Origin of the sequence: Mycobacterium ahvazicum (genome assembly GCF_900176255.2) — a bacterium.
In the GTDB taxonomy this organism is placed as follows: domain Bacteria; phylum Actinomycetota; class Actinomycetes; order Mycobacteriales; family Mycobacteriaceae; genus Mycobacterium; species Mycobacterium ahvazicum.
Genome location: NZ_FXEG02000003.1, coordinates 633,159 through 653,380, shown reverse-complemented (window position 1 = coordinate 653,380; position 20,222 = coordinate 633,159). Strand labels below are relative to the sequence as shown.

The 20,222-nt window shown below is 66.1% G+C and carries 18 protein-coding genes; 9 read left to right on the top strand and 9 right to left on the bottom strand.

What is annotated here, in order from left to right; all coding sequences use genetic code 11:
• Positions 1-162 precede the first annotated feature (162 nt).
• The gene (locus tag MAAFP003_RS15705; protein WP_042791982.1) at positions 163-885 is read right to left on the bottom strand and encodes a creatininase family protein; all 723 of its coding nucleotides are present in this window, start codon (positions 883-885) and stop codon (positions 163-165) included.
• A complete protein-coding gene (locus MAAFP003_RS15700) occupies positions 882-2,084 on the bottom strand; it encodes a hypothetical protein (protein WP_096291189.1) in 1,203 nt (400 codons plus the stop codon). The genes MAAFP003_RS15705 and MAAFP003_RS15700 overlap by 4 nt, the downstream gene beginning before the upstream one ends.
• A gap of 164 nt (positions 2,085-2,248) precedes the next feature.
• Between MAAFP003_RS15700 and MAAFP003_RS15695 the strand changes: the two genes are divergently transcribed.
• From MAAFP003_RS15695 to MAAFP003_RS29190, 4 genes are all read left to right on the top strand, one after another.
• On the top strand, positions 2,249-2,584 hold the full coding sequence (locus tag MAAFP003_RS15695; RefSeq protein WP_024637274.1) for an SCO3933 family regulatory protein: 336 nt from the start codon (positions 2,249-2,251) through the stop codon (positions 2,582-2,584).
• 101 nt (positions 2,585-2,685) lie between these two features.
• Positions 2,686-4,086, top strand: coding sequence for an FtsK/SpoIIIE domain-containing protein (locus tag MAAFP003_RS15690; protein ID WP_042909775.1), 1,401 nt, complete (start codon positions 2,686-2,688; stop codon positions 4,084-4,086).
• An 80-nt stretch (positions 4,087-4,166) separates the two neighbouring features.
• Positions 4,167-5,717: a replication initiator gene (locus tag MAAFP003_RS15685; protein ID WP_232069101.1), complete on the top strand. Its 1,551-nt coding sequence runs from the start codon at positions 4,167-4,169 to the stop codon at positions 5,715-5,717.
• Positions 5,717-5,890 (top strand): hypothetical protein, encoded by a 174-nt coding sequence (locus MAAFP003_RS29190; RefSeq protein ID WP_165576417.1) that lies wholly within the window; start codon positions 5,717-5,719, stop codon positions 5,888-5,890. Before MAAFP003_RS15685 ends, MAAFP003_RS29190 begins: the two co-directional genes overlap by 1 nt.
• 217 nt (positions 5,891-6,107) lie before the next feature.
• On the opposite strand, the gene MAAFP003_RS15680 is transcribed toward MAAFP003_RS29190, so the two are convergent.
• Together MAAFP003_RS15680 and MAAFP003_RS15675 are read right to left on the bottom strand one after the other, a co-directional pair.
• A complete protein-coding gene (locus MAAFP003_RS15680; protein ID WP_024637089.1) occupies positions 6,108-7,547 on the bottom strand; it encodes a recombinase family protein in 1,440 nt (479 codons plus the stop codon).
• 9 nt (positions 7,548-7,556) lie between these two features.
• On the bottom strand, positions 7,557-8,690 hold the full coding sequence (locus tag MAAFP003_RS15675; protein ID WP_096288361.1) for a DUF222 domain-containing protein: 1,134 nt from the start codon (positions 8,688-8,690) through the stop codon (positions 7,557-7,559).
• A gap of 299 nt (positions 8,691-8,989) precedes the next feature.
• On the opposite strand from MAAFP003_RS15675, the gene MAAFP003_RS15670 reads away from it, so the two are divergent.
• Both MAAFP003_RS15670 and cobN read left to right on the top strand, forming a co-directional pair.
• Entirely contained in the window at positions 8,990-9,637 is a 648-nt protein-coding gene (locus tag MAAFP003_RS15670; protein ID WP_096291188.1) for an alpha/beta hydrolase, read from the top strand.
• A gap of 433 nt (positions 9,638-10,070) precedes the next feature.
• On the top strand, positions 10,071-13,646 hold the full coding sequence (cobN, locus tag MAAFP003_RS15660) for a cobaltochelatase subunit CobN (protein ID WP_096288357.1): 3,576 nt from the start codon (positions 10,071-10,073) through the stop codon (positions 13,644-13,646).
• A gap of 1 nt (position 13,647) precedes the next feature.
• Here the strand turns inward: cobN and MAAFP003_RS15655 are convergent, their stop codons facing one another.
• Genes MAAFP003_RS15655 through MAAFP003_RS15640 form a run of 4 tightly spaced genes read right to left on the bottom strand, consistent with a single transcriptional unit; the run spans position 13,648 to position 17,504 of the window.
• Positions 13,648-14,451 (bottom strand): SDR family NAD(P)-dependent oxidoreductase, encoded by an 804-nt coding sequence (locus tag MAAFP003_RS15655; protein ID WP_096288355.1) that lies wholly within the window; start codon positions 14,449-14,451, stop codon positions 13,648-13,650.
• 14 nt (positions 14,452-14,465) lie between these two features.
• A complete protein-coding gene (locus tag MAAFP003_RS15650; RefSeq protein WP_096288353.1) occupies positions 14,466-15,134 on the bottom strand; it encodes a TetR/AcrR family transcriptional regulator in 669 nt (222 codons plus the stop codon).
• Positions 15,121-16,278, bottom strand: coding sequence for a sulfotransferase family protein (locus MAAFP003_RS15645; protein WP_096288351.1), 1,158 nt, complete (start codon positions 16,276-16,278; stop codon positions 15,121-15,123). Before MAAFP003_RS15645 ends, MAAFP003_RS15650 begins: the two co-directional genes overlap by 14 nt.
• Positions 16,275-17,504: a DUF1214 domain-containing protein gene (locus MAAFP003_RS15640; RefSeq protein ID WP_207768540.1), complete on the bottom strand. Its 1,230-nt coding sequence runs from the start codon at positions 17,502-17,504 to the stop codon at positions 16,275-16,277. Before MAAFP003_RS15640 ends, MAAFP003_RS15645 begins: the two co-directional genes overlap by 4 nt.
• A 113-nt stretch (positions 17,505-17,617) precedes the next feature.
• On the opposite strand from MAAFP003_RS15640, the gene MAAFP003_RS15635 reads away from it, so the two are divergent.
• Both MAAFP003_RS15635 and MAAFP003_RS15630 read left to right on the top strand, forming a co-directional pair.
• A complete protein-coding gene (locus MAAFP003_RS15635; RefSeq protein WP_096288349.1) occupies positions 17,618-18,004 on the top strand; it encodes a PPOX class F420-dependent oxidoreductase in 387 nt (128 codons plus the stop codon).
• 19 nt (positions 18,005-18,023) lie between these two features.
• Positions 18,024-18,881, top strand: a complete 858-nt coding sequence (locus MAAFP003_RS15630) for a type 1 glutamine amidotransferase domain-containing protein (RefSeq protein WP_096291186.1) — start codon at positions 18,024-18,026, stop codon at positions 18,879-18,881.
• On the opposite strand, the gene MAAFP003_RS15625 is transcribed toward MAAFP003_RS15630, so the two are convergent.
• A complete protein-coding gene (locus tag MAAFP003_RS15625) occupies positions 18,870-19,565 on the bottom strand; it encodes a dienelactone hydrolase family protein (RefSeq protein ID WP_096288347.1) in 696 nt (231 codons plus the stop codon). The genes MAAFP003_RS15630 and MAAFP003_RS15625 overlap by 12 nt on opposite strands.
• A 73-nt stretch (positions 19,566-19,638) precedes the next feature.
• Here MAAFP003_RS15625 and MAAFP003_RS15620 point away from each other — a divergent pair, with 73 nt between their 5' ends.
• Positions 19,639-20,157, top strand: coding sequence for an FxsA family protein (locus MAAFP003_RS15620; RefSeq protein ID WP_096288345.1), 519 nt, complete (start codon positions 19,639-19,641; stop codon positions 20,155-20,157).
• Positions 20,158-20,222 lie beyond the last annotated feature (65 nt).

Here is a 20,222-nt window from a genome sequence, read left to right as displayed (position 1 = left end):
CGAACACGGCCGGTGTTCTCACTGAGTGGTGGGCGCTGGTCTGGTGCTCGGCGGCGGACGCAGGGCGCAGTGGAGCGACCGGCGCGGACGGGAGCGCCAGCGGACGGAAGCGAAGGGAGCGCAGCGAAGCCCGGAAGGTAGCCGCCGAGCTGTCGCTTGTGCTCAACGTGTGGTGAGGAGTTCGATCAGGGTGTCGGCGTTGCGGCCGAGGTGGTCGAGGGCACTGCTGCCCTTGGCGGCGGTGGCCTGGGATGGTGAGCCGATGACGCCGGTGGGCGTGTAGGCGTGGATGCCGAGGCTGGTGAGGTAGCGGCGGTCGTTGGCTGTGTGGTCGCTGGTCTGCCAGCCGTCGCGCAGGTAGTCGGGATGGGTGGCGAGCAGGATGGAGGTCTCTAGTTCGCCGGCGTGCATGTCGTCGTGGTTGCTGCTGTGGATTCCTGCGGCGGTGCGGGCTTCGGTCCAGTCTTCGCGGCTGGGGTAGAGCCCAACCTTGACGGGGTTGTTGGGGTGGTTGGCTTGTTGGACGACGTTGGTGAGTACGGCGTTGCCGCCGTGGCCGTTGACGACGATCAGCCCGGCGATGTTCTGCTGTGCCAGCGATTCGATGATGTCAGCGACGATCGCGGCCAAGGTGGTGGCGCTGATGCTGATGGTGCCGGGGTAGGCGGCGTGTTCGTGGGAGCAGCTGAACGCGACCGGTGGTAGCTGAAATACGTTGTGGTGCTGATTGATTGCGGATGCGATGGCAGTGGCGATGAGGGTGTCGGTGCCCAGCGGAAGGTAGGGGCCGTGTTGTTCGAATGAGCCGACCGGCAGCACCGCGACCGTGTGGGTGGCCGCGGGGTCGGTGGTGGTGGTGGTGTCGGGGATGATTCGACGGCTCACGGGGTGACTCCTTGGGTGGCGTTTTTGATGCGGCCGGCGAGCTGTTGCAGGATCGGGTCTTTGTTTCGCCGTCGACGGTCTCGCACGATTGTGCCTGCCCTGGCCAGATGAATCCTGGCTCGCTGCGAGGGCGCGGCCAGGTAGCCCGGGATCGCTGCGGCGGTCAGTGCCAGTGCTTGCTGGTATTCGCCGGTGGCGATGTAGGCGTGCAGGAGTCGCATATCGGCCACGGTCTGATCGCGGTGCTGCTGTGATGTCCAGGCGTGATGGTGCCCGGCGAGCAGGGTTAGGGCTTTATCCGGGTCACCGATGCGCAGGTAGCCGGAGGCGATCTCGCTGGCGACGTAGGCGCCGTGGGCATAGATCGCATGATCATGCGGGTGGGGTTGCAGGTCACCGAGTTCGAGGGCTGCGGCGGCGTAGCGATGAAATCCCCGCTCATTGTGATTGGCCAGCTCGGCAAGGGCCTGTTGGCGGGCGATGCTGGCGGCCAGGCGACCCACGTCGTGGCCGTCGATGAGGTCGGCGGCATCGGTGGCCAAGGCGGTGGCCAGGTCGGGGTTGGTGCGGGTGAGAATGTTGGATTGGCGCATCAAGATTATGGCGTTGAATGGCGGGCCGGCCGTACGTAGGTGCAGGGCTGCGGTGTGGGTGAGCTTCTCCGCGGCGGCGTGATCTCCGAGGTCTTGGGCGATCCACCCGGCAACTTCGGCGATAGCCCCAGCGGCGCGCCGCATCTCTGCCTTGACCTGCGAGGGTGCGTGGGCAATCAGGGATTCGATGGTGACCAGATCGGATTCCACCAGGGGGCGGGCGTGTTGGGGGCCGAAGGTGTGCTCAGCTTGGATGTGGGCATGTTGCTGGGCCTCGATGACGGCGAGTACGTCACGGTCGACGGGTAGTTGTATCAGCAGCGGGTGCGGCAGCTCGGTGGCGATCGGCACGCTGAACATTTCGTCGGGTTCGACGCCGAACACCGCGGCCAGGTCTTCACGCCACAGCGGGCCGAGCATTCCGGTCCGCTCGATCTGGGCGATTTTTTGCCGCAGGGATTCCCGCGCGGGCAGGTCGGGGTCGCCGCGTAGCTTGCGCACGTTTTCGACCTCGATCGCCAACTCACGCAAGCTGTAGCCGTAGCGTTTGCGGGCTTGGCTGAGCCGCTGCGCATTGAGTGCCCGGATCGGGTCGACTGCGGCCATGGCTTCGATCATGCCGCATACATCAGCGCAGGTCAGCTACGTGTGCGCGTGTGCGGTCATCACCAGTATCACTGCCTGTCACTTCCGGGCGCATCCGGGATGGCGCTGTCCTTGAGTCGCGGCCGAACAGACCGCGCCAACACCGCAAGGAAGGACAGCAATCCATGAAGTTACGTATCGACACCACCGGGGTGACGTTCCTCTGTACTCGGATTCCCGAGCAGCGCACGAATTTCGACACCGGTGCACCGCGCGTGGACAAGGCCACCGGGCAGGCGTTGTGGCAGGTGCAGCTGATCGCCCTGGACGCCACCGGCGGTGAAGTGCTGGCGGTCACCGTGGTCGGGGAACCGAAAGTCGTTGTCGGCCAGCCGGTGTCTGTGACGGGTCTGGTGGCGTTGCCGTGGTCGCAAGACGGCCGCTCGGGCATCGCGTACCGCGCCGAAGCCATCACCGCCACCGACCTCGCCACCGTCAAGACGGGCCAGCAGGCCCGGTAACCGCAGGCCGGCCCGGCAGCCCCGCGACAGCGTGCGCCTATGGGCTGCCGGGCCGACGCTCCCGCCCCTTCTTTCCCCGTCGTAAGTGAAGGCAGACCGTCATGTCGAATAGTCCAAACCGTAAGAACCACAACAACAATCCATCACCCGATGATGACTGGATCGGCGAGCTGATCGTCGGACTACTCAAAGCCGCCGGGTATCTGCTGTGGTGGGCAATCCTGTTTCCCTCCCTGAGCATTCCCACCGTCGTCGCCATCTGGGTCGGTTTCAGTCACGGCGCCCGAGCCGGCGTTTTGACCGCCGTTGTGGAGGCCGTGGCATACCTCGGCTGGTGGGTGTGCCAGCCGGCCTCATTCACCCGGTGGGTCAGCGCTCCGCTGCGGCAGCGTTTCTGGGCGTGGTGGCGTTATCACCGCAACTGGGAATCGGTCTGCGCCCTGCACGGCCTGACCGCCAAACTGGGTGAACGCACGTTGGTGCCTGCCCTGCAATCGGTGCGGATCGGCCATCACGCCGACGTGCTGATCGTCAAGGTGGTGACCGGCCAGTCGATTGCCGACTGGCAGAAACGCGCCCTCGCACTGGCGGCGACCTGGGACGCGCAGCGGTTGACGATCCGCGCCACCACGCCGGGCCAGCTGCGGATCATCATCGGCCGCGGGGATGTGCTCGGCCAGCCGATCGCGGTGCCCATGCCAACCCCGGGTTCGGCGGTCGATCTGGGCGCGGTGCGGGTCGGGGTCACCGAATCGCGGCGCTGGTGGCACCTACCGGTGTTGGGCCAGCACATCCTGGCCGCCGGTGCCACCGGAGCCGGCAAAGGCTCGGTGTTGTGGTCGCTGATCGCCGGGCTGGCACCCCACGTTAAAACGGGGCGGGTGCGGTTGTGGGTGATCGACCCCAAAGGCGGCATGGAACTCGGTGCTGGCGCGCCGCTGTTCGCCCGGTTCTGCTACCACACCGGTCAGCCCACCGTGGAACTGCTGCGCGAGCTGGTGAAGCTGATGCAGACCCGCGCCACCCGGCTGCGCGGGCACACCCGCCTGCACACCCCCGCCCTCGCTGAGCCGTTGATCGTGCTGATCATTGATGAGATCGCCGCGCTGACCGCCTATGTCACCGACCGCAAACTCCGCGCCGAGACAGAACAACTCCTCGGCCTGCTGTTATCCCAAGGGCGTGCGGTCGGGATATCGGTGGTAGCCGCGGTGCAAGACCCGGCCAAAGACACCCTGCCGGTACGGCAGTTGTTCACCGTGCGGATCGGGCTGCGGATGACCGAGGCTACCCAAACCGCCATGGTCTTGGGCCAAGGAGCCCGCGATGCCGGCGCCGAATGCGACCTGATCGCTGATACCACCCCCGGCATCGGGTACGTGATGATCGATGGCACCGCCGACCCGATACGGGTCCGGGCCTTTCACGTCACCGATCGCGATATCACCTTGTTGGCCCGCACCTTTCGGGCACCGCGTTCAGGCGAACAGGGAAATCGGTGAAGACCGTAACGACGCAGAGCCCGGTGATCGTGCTGCCGGGCCTGCCGGCCACCATCGATGCCGATGCGGTGGTCACCCAGATGTGCCGGCGCGCCTCCTCACCCGGTTTCGGGTCGTGGTGGCGGCGAGTGGAATCGGTCGGTTACTGCGCCCACCCGATCCAGCTGCTCGGTGTCGACACCGCCGGGCGTCAGCACACGGTGTGGACGCGCTGCAACAACCGCCGTCACGCGGTGTGCCCGTCATGCTCAGACCTCTACGCCCGCGACACCTGGCAACTCGTGCACGCCGGAGCCGCCGGCGGCCACCACGACATACCCGTCGAGGTCGCCAACCGTCCGCAAGTGTTCACCACCTTGACCGCCCCCAGCTACGGGGCCGTGCACAACGCCACCGGAACTCCGTGTCACGCCATACCCAACAGGTCGGCGGGCCGCTGCCGGCACGGAAACTGCCTGCGCTGCACCATAATCCACAGTGTCGATGACCCTCTGGTGGGCCAACCATTGTGCGCGGACTGCTACGACTATCTGGGACATATCTTGTTCACCTGGCATCTGCCCGAGCTGTGGCGGCGGTTCACCATCGCACTACGGCGCGCCGTGGCGACGCACCTGAAAACAGTTGGCGTCAAGCCCGGCTCGGTGCGGGTCAGCTTCGTCAAAGTCGTTGAATTGCAAGCCCGCGCCATACCCCACATCCATGCCCTGATCCGCCTCGACCCGCCACCCGCCACCAACGACACCACGAAATCAGGTGACCACGATCGTCACGGCCCCGCCGCCCCGCGGGGTGGCAGGTTGTCTCGTCCGGTAGCCGAGCAGCATCCCGGCTGGTCGTCAGCGATCACCGCCGCCGAGCTGGCCGCCTTGATCCAACACGCTGCCAGTCGCGTCAGTATCGACGTGCCCGCCGGCGACGACGATTACGCCAACCCGGGCGGGGTGCGCACGGTGCGGTTCGGCACCCAAATTGATACCCAACCATTGACACCCGAACCAATAACCGCAAGCGATTCCGAAGTCGACGACACCGCAGTCGCTTCGGCCTCGCGGTTGTCGCCGCGCAGGGTTGCGGCATATCTGGCGAAATACGTCACCAAATCCCTGCACGACTTCGGCATCACCGCGCGCCGGCTGTCCGCAGAAGCGATCGGCGAACTCGACGTTACTGAACATGTGCGGGCCATCCTGTCCACCATCGCCGGACTCGCCGAACACCCAGCGTCCGCGGGTCCGTCGTTGGCGGGGATTGGGCGCTGGCTGCACACCCTGGGCTACCGCGGCCACATCACTACCAAATCGCGGCGCTATTCGACCACCATGGGTGCCCTGCGCGCCGCCCGCGCCACCTGGACCCGTAACCAGATAGCCAAACATTCAGGGCGACAGGACGATACGCAATCCGCCCATTTCGCTGACGACGTGACGGCGAGCACCGGCAGGCAGCAGCAACCGATCGACACCGATGAGATGCTGTGGGAGTTCGACCGCGCCGGACACGCCAGCGCCGGTGACCGCGTCCTGGTCATCTCCGCAGCCCTGCGCCACATCAGCGCCCGCATCACCGGTATCACCGAATCCCGGACTGTCTCCACCCGCATCTCGCCGCCACCACGCGGGGCAGGGTGATGGCCACGACGCCCGCGGGCGGCGCCGCCAACAACCACGATGCCGGCGCGGTCCCGCTGCACGAGCGCCCGGAGTTCATAGCCTGGCTGACCGCCTCATGTGAACGCCAAGCCCTATCCGTCACCGTCACCGACCCCACCACCCTGGCTGCCATCGCAACCCTCCTGCGCTGAGCACGCAAAGGCACCGTACCGTCACCGGCCAACCGGATAGACGACGAAAGTTATTTCAACACAACCCTTCCCGGCGATAAGAGCATTCCTGGTGTCTGGGCTGGTGGGCCGTCCAGGCTCGAAGCTGGCTTCGACCGCGTGCGGCTTTGGCCTTGACGGCCCACCAGCCCAGACACACACTCGGCACTCGCCAGGGAGCATCCGCGACGCCGAAAACCTAGATGCGCCAATGGGGTTGCACGCGGTTAATGTCGAGACTGCGGGAACCGGGGGTGCCCGGTGCGATCACCGCGTGATCCAGGATCGATTTGACGATGCTCCGCTGGCGTTCCACGTCGAGGTCCGGCCATTGGCCGCGCAACGCCCCGCCGGTGCCCGCCAACTCATAAACCTCACTGGTATCGGTGGCCTCAGCGATGTCACGCCTGGCCTGCTGGATGCGGCTGGTGATCGGGTCGCGGGCCGCGATCCACTCCCGCGCGCTGATCGCGCCGTCGGCATACAAACCGGCCAGCTCATCGAGGCGCGTTTGATCGGCCTCCACGGCCGCCGCCAACGCAGCCACATCATGATTAGGGCTGGCTTTGCCGGCCAACACCTTCGCCAGATCCCGAGAATCCAGGCGGGTCAACACCGCATCAGTCAACAAAGCCTCAACCGGTTCGGCGACCACCGTCAGCCGACCACAGCCGCCATGATCGGGTCCTTTCAGACAAACATAGCGGCGCACCCGATGATCGGGATTACTGTGCCGGGCTTGCGAATACAGCCGATTACCGCAACGCCCACACCGCAGCATCCCTGACAACACATATGTGCGCGCCGCCCGCGTCTTGGTCACCGACCGCGCCGCGATACGCGCCAAGATCCGGTCCCGCTCCGCCGGCGTAATGATCGCCGGCCATTTCGCAGGCCCGATCACCTCACCACGATGCTCCCGCAGCCCGGCGATACGGCCCGAGCACAGGATCTGGCGCACCGCCGAGGTCTGCCACGACTTGGCCACCGCCGGGGAAACGCCGGAGTCGTTGAGCCACACCGTCAACGACAACAACGACTGGCCCGCCAAGTAGCGGTCCACCATCTCACGCACCACCGCCGCCTCCGACGTCCGCAGCGTGATCTTGTCGTCCTCGTAGCCGAACGGGCGCACCGAGCCGTGCGGTAGTCCCTGTTCGGCGTTCTGCAACATCTTGCGGCGAATACGTGCGGACTTGCGCCCGGACTCCTTGGCGGCGAACGCGGCGAAAATCCGGGCCATGAACAACCCGTCATCGTTACCCAGGTCAATATCGGCGGTCACGGTAGCCACGTCTCGCACACCCACCGACTCACACAAAGCGACAAACTCTTCCAACTCCACCGGTCGGCGATGCAACCGGTCCAAGTTGTAGACGATCACCGCATCCCGCGCCCCTGATGCCAGATCGGCCAGCATCCGCGCATACTGCCGACGCGGCTTGCCCGAGAACGCCGACACATCGTTATCGACATACTCATCGCCAACCGGCCAACCGCGGTCAGCAGACAGCTTGCGGCAATCCTCCAACTGCCGCGCCACCCCCAACCCGGTGCCCTCCACATCAGCCGAGATACGCGCGTAAATCGCCGCCGACCGCACCCCAGCCCGCTGACCAGCGGATTTCATCTTCGCCATGGGGGTATATTAGCAGCATCTAACCTTCGACGGATGCGTGGGGCCGAACGGATAGGGGATCGTATGGTCGATGTCGCAGATCTCGGCGGGACGATCGCAATTGGGAAATCGACAGGTCAAATCGCGGCATCGCACAAATGCTTCGAGCGCCGCCGACGGACGATAACTCGGCTCGCCCGCATGGTCGTCGCCGGGATGACGCAGTGGCCGCACCTTCGCACCATCCTGAATCAGCTCGGCGAGCCGTGGCGCGGGAACCGTTCCGCCACCGGTGATCAACGCGGATGGCCGGTTGGCGCCTGAGGGTGCGGGCGCACTCTGCAGCGCCGACGGCTCGGTGACGACATGGATGACGACACCCGTCGCGCGCTCGTCGTACTGTAGGCGGGCCGCGCATTCGGCGTTGTCGCAGCCACAGCTGAGTCGCTCTGCTCCCGCGGCGAGCGCGCCCAACGCGTCGGCGCGGCGCTGGGCGAGGGTCCGCGGGTCGTCGTCGCAGACATCGTGGGCCATTTGCCGGAGCCGTCGATCCAAAGCCGCGGCGTCGGTGGAGTACAGCCGGCCCCACACCGCGGCGGTTCCCGACTCGTCATTGGCAAGGTCGACCACCAAGTCCCGGCTGCGCGCGGCCGCTCCGGTCCTGCGCAGTGCACCGGGGTCATAGCGGTCGACTATCGCGTCGATGGCCTGCGCCGTCTTGTTCACCGACAGCGGCCCATATCGGGCCGCGCTCTTGGCCAGTGCCGTATCGACCAGCCGCAGCGTGTCCGGGTCCTTGATCAATTCCGTGTGCCACACGATGGCCACGACCAGCCGAGCGCTGATGGCGCCGTCATAGAAGAGAGCTGCTACTTCTGGTAGCCGGTCGCGCAATGCCACGGCCTGATGCATCTGACCGGACGCCATGGAATGACTGATGCCTTGTGCAGCAGAGACTTCGGCGGCCATCGCATCCCAGTTGTCACATGACCACATGGCATGGTCGACGGGACCCACCGCGCGGCGGCGCACCAGTTCGGCGATGGCCGCCAGCCGGCGCGAGGAAGCGGCGGCTTCGGCCCGCGTCCACTCCGCGATTGCCGCGACCACGGTCGCGTCGTCGGCGCGCATTAACTCTTCCGCACCCTGCAATCCATCGAACATACGTTCGAGTATACCCGAGTCTACTGACTCAGACTTTTTGGCAGGGTCGCATGTTGTGGATAACTGCGGCGTGACTGAAAGGTTGTTTACACGGTTCGGTCGCGGCGAACAAACATCCGGACCCTCTTCGATGGCGACGCCCTCGACATGGAAATCCAAGACTTCCGGATCGTCTACGACACATCAGACCGCACCCCCAAACAGGCCTACCTCCACCTAGAACCCTGCCAACTTCTTGACGCAGGACAGACGTCCACCGACAAAAGATTGCCACGGGTAGCGGTGGGCACCCTCCTGTGGTGCAGACGATGGAGTACGCCCCAGGACGCTTGGCCGATGTCTTCGGTGATCGGACTCAGCCGGCCGTTCTCGTATGGCACGGCATGCAGGCCAATGCCCGCACTGTCGTCCGGCCGCTGGCCCGCTTGCTGGCCGAGTGCGGCGCTTACGTCGTGGTGGCCGACTGGGATTCGCATTCCCACGACGGCGGCCGCGCGGACTTGCTGGGATCGGTCGAGTTCATGCGGCAGCGCAGCGACGGCTTCGTGCTGGTCGGGTGGTCGATGGGCGGCCTCGCCGCGGCGGGTCTGAGCCTGACTCGCGGGGATGTCCCGCTGACCCATACCGTTTGTCTGGCAGGCGCTTTCACCGTCCCCGACCCGATCACGGGTCGCATCCCGGGCGATGGGCTCAGTCCCGGCCCGGCCGGTCCGCCGTTCACCCTGCTGCACGGCCTGGCCGACGATGTGATTCCGGTGACCGCCAGCCGAGGCTTCGCCAGCCGGCTCGAAGCCGTCGGGTGGCCGGTGCAGCTGGTGGAGTTGGCGGCCGATCACGGGTCGATCGCCGGAGCGGAGTACGACCCGGCTGCCGACCGCTATCACGCTGCCGAGCAGGCTGACGTCGCGAGCGAAGTCGCCGCACGGATCGCGGCGGTACTCCATTGAAAACGGTATGAACACGCGCGTTCCGGCGGCATTTGTGGCAATGTTTGCTGAGGGGGAATCGGTACGCACGGAGAGCTGTGATGTTCGGGATAGCGAATCGCTTGGCACTCACCCTCCCGCCCGCTTTCGCGCTCGCCGTCGCCGCGACCGCGATGTCGCCGGCAATTAGTCGAGCAGCCCAATGTGGCGAAGGGACCGTCTACGACGCGCCAACCAACACGTGCGTCGTCGCCGCCGCGCAAGATCGACGGCAAACGTCTTACGGGTTTTTGTTATTTTTTTTTTTCAAGCAGAAGACGGCATACGAGATAGCGTAGCGTCTCGTGGGCTCGGAGATGTGTATAAGAGACTTCCCATCCGTTTCATCAGCATCTGCACCGGGATCTGAGCGGGCGCCGTCCGCCCACCGGTCGCGTTACGGTACGAATGATGGGTGGCTGAGCCGACGATCGTCCTGCTGTCGACATCCGACACCGACCTGATCAGCGCCCGTTCCAGCGGGAAAAACTATCGGTGGGCCAACCCCGCGCGGCTGTCCGACGAAGAGCTGCCCGACCTTTTGGCCGACGCCGAGATCGTGGTGGTCCGGATCCTCGGCGGCTACCGCGCCTGGCAAAGCGGCATCGACACCGTGCTCGCGAGTGGCATTCCGACGCTCCTGGTCAGCGGCGAGCAGGCCGCCGACGCCGAGTTGACCGGACTGTCCACCCTGGCCGCCGGAATCGCGGTGCAGGCGCACATCTACCTGGCCCACGGTGGCGTGGAGAACCTGCGCCAGCTGCACGCCTTCCTGTCCGACACCGTGCTGATGACGGGCGTCGGCTTCACCGAGCCGGTGGTGACCCCGACCTGGGGGGAACTCGAGCGGCTTGCGGCCCGGCAGACGGCGGGCCCCACCATCGCGGTGTTGTACTACCGCGCGCAACACCTGGCCGGCAACACCGCCTACATCGAATCGCTTTGCACGGCAATCGAAGACGCCGGCGGACGACCGCTGCCGGTCTACTGCGCGTCGCTGCGCACCGCCGAGCCCGAGCTGCTGCAACGGCTCGGTGACGCCGACGCGATGGTGGTCACGGTGCTGGCCGCCGGGGGACTGCGGCCCGCGGCCGCGTCGGCCGGTGGGGACGACGACAGCTGGAACGTCGAACACCTTGCCGCCCTGGACATTCCGATCTTGCAGGGGCTGTGCCTGACGAGCTCGCGGGATCAGTGGGACGAGAACGACGACGGCCTGTCCCCGCTGGATGTAGCCACCCAGGTGGCGGTGCCCGAGTTCGACGGGCGCATCATCACCGTCCCGTTCTCGTTCAAAGAGATCGACGACGACGGGCTGATCTCCTATGAGGCCGACGCCGAACGCTGCGCGCGGGTCGCCGGCCTGGCCATCCGGCACGCGCTGCTGCGACACATCGCCCCCGCCGACAAGCGGGTGGCCCTGGTGTTCTCGGCGTATCCCACCAAGCACGCCCGCATCGGCAACGCGGTGGGACTGGACACCCCGGCCAGTGCGGTGGCGCTGGTACAGGCGATGCGCGAGCGCGGCTATCGGGTCGGGGATCTGCCCGGCATCGACGCCAACGACGGGGACGCGCTGGTCCACGCGCTGATCGAACGCGGCGGGCAGGACCCCGACTGGCTCACCGAGGAGAAACTGGCCGGCAACCCGGTCAGGGTGTCCGCCGCGGACTACCGCGCCTGGTTCGCCACCCTGCCCGACGACTTCCGCGAGGCCGTCGAGACCCATTGGGGCCCCGCACCCGGGGAGCTGTTCGTCGATCGCACCCACGATCCCGACGGCGAGATCGTCATCGCCGCAATGCAATCCGACAACCTGGTATTACTGGTGCAGCCGCCGCGCGGGTTCGGCGAGAACCCGGTTGCCATCTATCACGATCCCGATCTGCCACCGAGCCACCACTATCTGGCCGCCTATCACTGGCTCGACGCCGGATTCGGATCGCACGCGGTGGTGCACCTGGGCAAGCACGGAAACCTGGAGTGGCTTCCGGGCAAGACGCTGGGCATGTCGGCGGCCTGCGGATCCGACGCCGCACTGGGCGACCTGCCGCTGATCTACCCGTTCCTCGTCAACGATCCCGGCGAGGGCACTCAGGCCAAGCGCCGGGCGCACGCGGTACTCGTCGACCATCTGATCCCGCCGATGGCCCGTGCCGAAAGTTACGGCGACATCGCGCGTTTGGAGCAACTGCTCGACGAGCACGCCAATGTCGCCGCCCTGGATCCCGGCAAGCTGCCCGCCATCCGCCAGCAGATCTGGACGCTGATCCGCGCTGCCAAGATGGACCACGATCTGGGCCTGACTGAGCGGCCCGAAGAAGACTCGTTCGACGACATGCTGCTGCACGTCGACGGCTGGCTGTGCGAGATCAAGGATGTCCAGATCCGCGACGGGCTGCACATCCTCGGGCAAAAGCCCACGGGGGAAGCAGAACTCGACCTCGTCCTCGCCATTCTTCGGGCTCGCCAGCTGTTCGGCGGCGAGCAGGCCATCCCCGGTCTGCGGCAAGCGCTCGGTCTCGCCGAAGACGGCACCGACGAGCGGACGACGGTCGATCAAACCGAGGCGGTTGCTCGCGAATTGGTCGCATCGCTGCAAGCCAGCGGCTGGGACCCGGACACCGCCGACACGATCACGGACAACGCCGAGGTCGCCACGGTGCTGCGATTCGCGGCCACCGAGGTAGTGCCCCGGCTGGCCGGTACCGCATCGGAGATCGACCAGGTGCTGCGGGCGCTCGACGGCCGGTTCATACCGGCAGGACCTTCGGGGTCACCGTTGCGTGGCCTGGTCAATGTGCTGCCCACCGGCCGCAACTTCTACTCCGTCGACCCCAAGGCGGTACCGTCGCGGCTGGCCTGGGAAGCCGGTGTCGCGCTTGCCGATTCACTGCTGGACCGGTATCGCAACGACCACGGGGAGTGGCCGCAATCGGTCGGGCTGTCGGTGTGGGGCACTTCCGCTATGCGCACCGCCGGTGACGACATCGCCGAAGTCCTTGCGCTGCTCGGTGTTCGGCCGGTGTGGGACGACGCGTCGCGCCGCGTGGTCGGATTGACTGCGATTTCGCCGACTGAGCTGGGCCGCCCGCGAATTGACGTAACCGTCCGCATCTCGGGATTCTTCCGCGACGCGTTCCCGCATGTCGTGACGATGCTTGACGACGCGGTGCGCTTGGTCGCCGAACTCGACGAGCCCGCCGACGCTAATTTTGTCCGCGCGCACGCGCAGGCCGATCTGGCCCAGCATGGCGACCAACGGCGTTCCACCACAAGAATTTTCGGTTCTAAACCGGGTACGTACGGCGCGGGGCTGCTGCAGCTGATCGACAGCCGGAACTGGCGCGACGACGCTGACCTCGCCCAGGTGTACACGGCCTGGGGTGGTTTCGCCTACGGACGCGACCTCGACGGTCGCGAGGCGGTCGACGACATGAACCGCCAGTATCGGCGAATTGCCGTGGCCGCCAAGAACACCGATACCCGTGAGCACGACATCGCCGACTCGGACGACTACTTCCAATACCACGGCGGCATGGTCGCCACGGTGCGAGCGCTGACCGGCAAGGCGCCGGCCGCCTACATCGGCGACAACACCCGACCCGACGCGATCCGCACCCGCACGCTGTCCGAGGAGACCACGCGGGTGTTTCGGGCCCGGGTGGTCAATCCGCGCTGGATGGCCGCGATGCGCCGGCACGGCTATAAGGGCGCATTCGAGATGGCGGCCACCGTCGACTACCTCTTCGGCTACGACGCCACCGCCGGGGTGATGGCGGACTGGATGTACGAACAGCTCACCGAGCGGTACGTGCTGGATCCGGAGAACCGCAAGTTCATGACGGAATCCAACCCGTGGGCGTTGCACGGCATGGCGGAACGACTGCTCGAGGCCGCCGGGCGCGGGATGTGGGAGCAGCCGCAACCGGAAACCCTGGACGGGCTGCGCCAGGCGCTGCTGGAAGCCGAAGGTGATCTCGAAGGCTGACCTAGATGAAGTCGGATCCGCCGTCCACATTCACCGTCGCCCCGGTGACGTAGCCGTTGCGCCGGGACGCCAGGTAGGCGGTGATGGATGCGACCTCCTCGGGAAGCCCGGCGCGACCAAGGTCACAGGGTTGATGAAAGTGGTTGTCGATCCAGGTCATGACGTCCACCGGGTCGGTGGCGTCCAGGCCGTCGGCCGCCAGGATGTCCTTCAGGTTTTCGGTGAAGCTGGCGGTCACGATGGTCCCCGGGCACACGCAGTTGACCAAGATGCCATCGGCGGCAAGGCTTTTGGAAAGATTCTTGGTGACACTGGCCAACGCCGCCTTGGATGCGGTGTAGGCGACGATGCGCGGGTTCTGTCGTTGAATGGAGTGTGCGGACAGCGTCACGATGCGGGCCCAGTCCGCCGCGCGCAGCAGCGGCAACGACGCGCGAATCGACCGCACGGCCGACATCGTTCCCAGCGCGAACGCCTCGTCCCATTGTGTGTCGTCCATCTGCTCGAAGTAGCCGTCGCCCGGCCCGATCGTGTGCACCAGAGAGTTGAGGCGGCCCCAGCGTTGGGACACGGCGGCGAAACCATCGGCGATGGATTCGGCGTCACCCATGTCCACGCTGATTCCCACGGCGTCGGGCGCGCCGGCTTTCAGAAGTGATTCCACGGCGGCATCGAGCGCTTCTCGGCTCCGTGCCATCACCGCCACGCTGGCGCCTTCGGCCGCAAGGGTTTCGGCGATGGCCAGGCCCATTCCCTTGCTGCCGCCGGTCACCACCGCCGTCGATTCGGCAAAACCCAGGTCCATCGATACTCCCTCGGTCAGTCTTGTGAACAGATCTGATTGATCGCACCCAGCGCTACGCCCAGCGCACGCAGGCAGAACCGGAGCGCGTCGTTGCGGACCTCGATGCGGTCGCAATCGCCGGTTCGCCACTGCCGGTTGATGCTTGCCCACACCACGCCCTGGATGAACTCCGCGTCGTTGACCGGGTCGATGTGGTGGAACACCCCGGCCTGCAGGCCCCGCCGCAGCGCATCGCCGAGCGGCTTGAGCATTTCGGCGTATGCGGGCTGAATCAGGCTGGGGGAGATCGACGTTTGCGATTGAGCTTCCAGCGACAGCCGCCGCAAATCGGATTTGACGTTGTCGTCGAACGCTAGGTCGAGCCGACCGTCGATCCAGGCCGCGACCGCTTCGATCTCGTTGGCGGCGCCCGACATTCGCCGTTGCAGCCGCCGCCTCTCCGCGCGCGCGGTATCCAGGAACACCGCGGCAACCAGTTCGTCCTTCGAGTCGAAATGCCGGTAGAAGGCGCGGGTACTCAAATTGGCGCGATCCAGCACCGCCGCGACGCTCAAGCCGGGAACCCCCTGTTCACGCAGGGTCGTCGACGCGGCCGCCAAAATCTCGCGACGCACCGCCGGATCTGGCTCCAGCTTGTCGCGGCGCCGCGTCCGGGGAGCGCTCGTGCCCTCAGGCGGTGGCATCGTAGGCGGCGAGGTAGTCCGCGAAGCGTTCGCGAACCTCCTCCGATGTCAGGCCGTACTCGGCGAGGTCATAGTCGTGTGCGCCGCGAGAGCCGGGTTTGTGGCCTTGCGCCCATTGCCTGACCGCGTTCGAGGCGGCGTCGGTGAAGCTCAACCCCAGGCGTTCGTAGCCGGCTTGCAACGTGCGCACCGGATCGGTTTGCAAATCGGCGAAGGAGATGTCGGCGAAGCGGTCCTGGCCACCATCCGAGCCCATCCGGCAACGGAAATCCATGGCCCGCCGGATGGCTTCGACCCAGCTGTCGAGTTGCTCGGCGCCCAGCTCGTGCGGATCGTTGCGGTCGCTGCTCCAGCTGCGGACGTACTGGATCAGGCTGCACACCGAACCCAGCACCCTGGCCGGATCGCGGTGACTCCACAGGAATTTGGCGTTCGGATAGGCCGCGACGAGCGCGTCGAGGGCGAACATGTGCACCGGGGTCTTGAGGTGCCACAGGGTCGGCGGGCAGTGCCACTGCAACAGCCGCAGCACCCGCCGGTGAAAGGTGTACGTCTCGCGCATGTCGCAGTCCATCAGCCACGACAGATATCCCGGAGCGCGCACCGCGCCGTCAAAGTGGAAGGTACGAAAGCTCATTCCCATCAGGTCCTGGCATTCGGTCGCGGCCGTCGCTTCGGAGTTGTGCATCGTCTTCATCAACGGGAACATGTCGTCGAGCATCTTCAGGCTCGCCTCGGTCTGCGCGATTCGCGGATCGGTGTGCTGAGTCGCGGACTCCGGCGGCGGGGTGGGTGCCTGAGATTCCCACGTCCGCAGCGACCGGAATTGCGGATCGGCGGCGACCAGTTGGCTCAATGCCGTGGTGCCCGTGCGGGGGAGGCCGATCACGAACACCGGACCGTCCACCACCTCGTCGTCGATCTCGGGATGCCGCCGGTAGGTGTCCTCGACCTTGAGGCGCTGAATCAGCGCGTTGCTGATGGTCGCGTGCTGGATGACCTGGCCGATGTCATTGAGGTCGGCTTCGGTGTTCAGCGCGTCGACGATGCGATCGAGTCCCTCGCGGTAGTAAGGCGATCCGAAATCGTCGAGACCGGTTGCCGCCCTGGCACCGTTCTCCAACTCGTCGGCGTCAAACGTCATCGGGCGAACCTTTCGCGCACGGCGGTGCGGCGCGCCGCGATGATGCAGGCCCGCTGCTCGCGTGTCACCAACGCGGTGTCCGGCGGCAATGCCGCACGAATGTCGTCGAACGGCACGACTCGCGTCGACGGCGTTGGCGCCGTCTTGGTCCGTACGCAACGCAAGATGATCGACCCGTTGCTGAAGCCCGCCGTGTCAAGCCAATTCGCGACGCCGGGGTCTTCCGAGCACAGCACCACGCGTACCAGTCCGTCGGCATCCACCGCAGCCTGGAAGGCGTTCAGGCTGGACTGATGACGACCGTAGTGAATCGTCTCCCACCACGGATTGCCGATGGAGAAACTCCAGTAAATCCCTTCGGGCGGTTCGGATTCCACGATCAGCGCCTCGCCCGGGCCCAGCTCCCACCGGCCGATCACCGGCCGGTTTTCCGCGGCCGCGCCGATATCGGAGCGGTCGATCGGCGCCAGGAATCCGTTCGTCGGTGCCGCGGCGCCGAATTGCAGGAAGAACGCGAGGTTGTCCTTTACGAAATCGCCGAGGGCAACCAGCTGTCGTGACACCGTCACGGCCGGATCGAGCGTGCGGCCGGTTGCGGCAACCGGGTCGCTGATCCGCTCGATGCGCAACGACGACGCGACTTCGGTGTTCCAGTCGTAGAAGAAATGCCGCACCGTCAATATGGGGTGATCGCCGTCGAGTCGCATCCAATCGCCGGCCGCCGGCTTCGAAGCGGACAGCACCACCTCGAAGTTCCCGTCGGCATCCACCTCGAGTTCGTCGACCAGTTCGTTGGCCGTTGCGACAATGCCGTTCATCGTCTGCAGACCGACGTAGCGTGCGGTGCCCCGATTGCCGAACAACCGGTAACTTTCACCCCCGCGCAGCACGGCGCTGGTGTAGACGCAGTCCGGACACTCCATTCCCCAGGTCACCAGATCGTCGGTGCTGGTGCGCTGCACACACAGGATGGGATCGGGGTCGAAACGCAGCACCTCGTGGATGCCGGCGGTGAGCAGCACCAGCAGGTGACGCATTCCCGCGGCGAGGTCGACCCGATTGCGGCCGGCCGGGTCCGATTGCACGATCCGCGCCGCGTCGCGCAGCTGGTCCTGCAGATACGACCACGCCTGGGACAGGTCGACCTCGTCGGCGTCGGAGCCTGCCAGCGCCGCCTCGGTGATCGAGAACGGCAGCCATGCCAGCGGCCTGTTCGGATCGCTCACGCGTGTCCTCGCTCCGGTCGTAGCCACAGATGCTTAAACGAAAACAATATTTTCACTTAACAGGATTGCAGCCGACTGCTGAGAATGTCAACGTTCACAGGTAGGTTGAGACCGTGACGCCCACCTTTGCCGATCTCGCCAAGGCGCAATACATCCTGCTGACCACTTTCACCAGGGACGGTCGAGCGAAGCCGACCCCGGTCTGGACCGCTGTGGACGGCGACCGCCTGCTGGTGATCACGCAGGCAAACTCCTGGAAGGTCAAGCGGATTCGTCATACACCCCGCGTGACGATGGCGACCTGCACCATGCGTGGTCGCCCGACGAGCGAGGCGGTCGAGGGCACCGCGGCGCTGCTCGACAAATCGGACACCGGCACCGTTTACGACGCGATCGGCAAGCGTTACGGCATCGTTGGCACGGTCTTCAACTTCTTCAGCAAGCTGCGCGGCGGCATGGAAAGCAACATCGGCCTCGAACTCCGCGTGGCCCAAGGCTAGTTTGGCCCGCAGGGCGCTGATGAGTACGGTGCTCATTCCGATCCCCGACCGTGACTTCGACCCGACCGAGGTCGCCGTCAGCTGGCGGGTCCTGACCGACAACGGTCACCGGGTGATCTTTGCGACCGAAAGCGGAGCGCCCGGTGTGGCAGACGACATCATGGTGACCGGTCGAGGGCTCGACATCTGGTCCGCGCTGCCGCTGGTGGGCTCACTGTCACTCGTCGGGCTGGCGCTGCGCGCCGACAAGAACGGTCGCGACGCCTACGCCGCCATGCTGGATTCACCGGAATACCGGCATCCCGTCAGCTGGACAGCGGCCACGCTGAACGGTGTCGACGCGGTGCTGCTGCCCGGTGGTCATCGCGCCCGCGGGATGCGCAGCTACGTCGACAGCGACGTCCTGCAGCGCCTCGTCGTCGAGGCGTTTGCCCGCGACATGATCGTGGCCGCGATTTGCCACGGGGTGCTGCTGGCCGCGCGCAGTATCGACCCCGACACGGGTCGCTCGGTGCTCTATGGACGCAAGACCACGGCGCTCACCTGGGCGATGGAACGGGCAGCCTGGCGGCTGACCCGAATCACCCGGTTCTGGGATCCCGATTACTACCGGACCTACACCGAAGCGCCCGGTCAGGCGAGGGGCTTTATGTCCGTGCAGTCGGAAGTCACACGCGCGCTTGAAGATCCGGCGGATTTCCGCGACGTCGAACGCGGTACGCCGCACTGGCGGCTGAAGTCGTCCGGGATGGCGCGGGACACCGCGACGGACTCGCGGCCCGCATTCGTCGTCGACGACGGCAACTACATCTCGGCGCGCTGGCCCGGCGATACCCACACCTTCGCGGGCGTCGTGTCGGACAAACTACGTCCTTAGCTGCTCCCCGAAGAAGGAGAAGACGCGGCTCCACGCGTCTTCGGTTGCGGCGTCGTCGTAGCCGAACCCCGCGATGCGCAGCAGTGGTTGGGCGGGAAGGGTATTCGCGAAGCTGTGCCCGGCGTCGGGATAGACCTTGACGTCACTGGTGATCTGCTTGGCCGCAACCACTTCACGCAATTTCTCGGGTGCGCCCTTGCCCAGCGGATCGCGCCCGCCGAAGCTGGCCACGATCGGGCACGCCCCCTCCAGTGTGTCGTTCAGGTGCCGGGGCAGGGGAGCGCCGTAGAACGGAGCGGAAGCGCCAAAACCCTTGGGCGACATGATGAGTGCAAACTGGCCGCCCATGCAGAAGCCGGCGATCCCGACCTGCCCGGTGCAGTCCGGCCGCTTCAGCAGGTAATCGCGGGCCGCAAGAATGTCATCGAGAGCGCGGCCACGCTGTGTCATCAGCTCACGCATCACCCGGGTGATGCAGCGGATGCGGCCGCCGCGCGCGTACATGTTCGGCGTGAGCGCCAGATAGCCCGCCCGCGCGATGCGGTCGTTGGTCTGCTCCTTGTCCCGGCCGTAGCCGAAGGCGTCGTGGATCACCACCACACCCGGCCAGGGGCCGTCACCGGCCGGGATGTTCAATAGCGCATCGATCGGTCCGTCCGGCGTATCGATCTCAATCGTGGTCATATCGTCATCTAACTGCAGCCGCGACACGGATCACCAGGGGAACTCGAGCGCAATGCACAGACGTTGGCATCACATGGTGAGCCGGTTGTTACTCGTCTACGCCGTCGTCGAGCTGGCGGCGATCTTTGCGCTGGTCTGGACGGTCGGGTGGGGCTGGACCCTGCTGGGCCTGCTGGCCACGTTCGTTATCGGCTGGGGCCTGCTGGCCCCGATCGCGGGGTCGCAGCTGATTCGCGACATCGGGCGGATGCGCTCCGGGCTCAAGGAACCGCGCACCACCCTGGGCGACGGCGCACTGGTGACGGTGGCGACCGCGCTGGTCCTGGTTCCCGGCTTCGTCACCACGCTGGTGGGAATGCTGCTGTTGCTGCCGCCGGTGCGGGCGGCGGCCGGGCCCGGATTGACCCGGATCGCGCTGCGCGGTTTCCAGCGACACGCACCGCTGGTCATGACCGAGTTCACCGCCAACCGCGGGGACTACATCGACGGAGAGGTCATCGACGTCTACGACGTCGAGCCGGCCGCGCTGCCGAAGAACCGGCCCGCCGACGAGCACTGGGGCGGACCCCGTTACGCGTCCGGCCCGTACTGATGGGCTCTTGCGCCACGTAGTTTTGCTCTGTGAACCCGATTCCGACCACTCTGCTGCTCAACGGG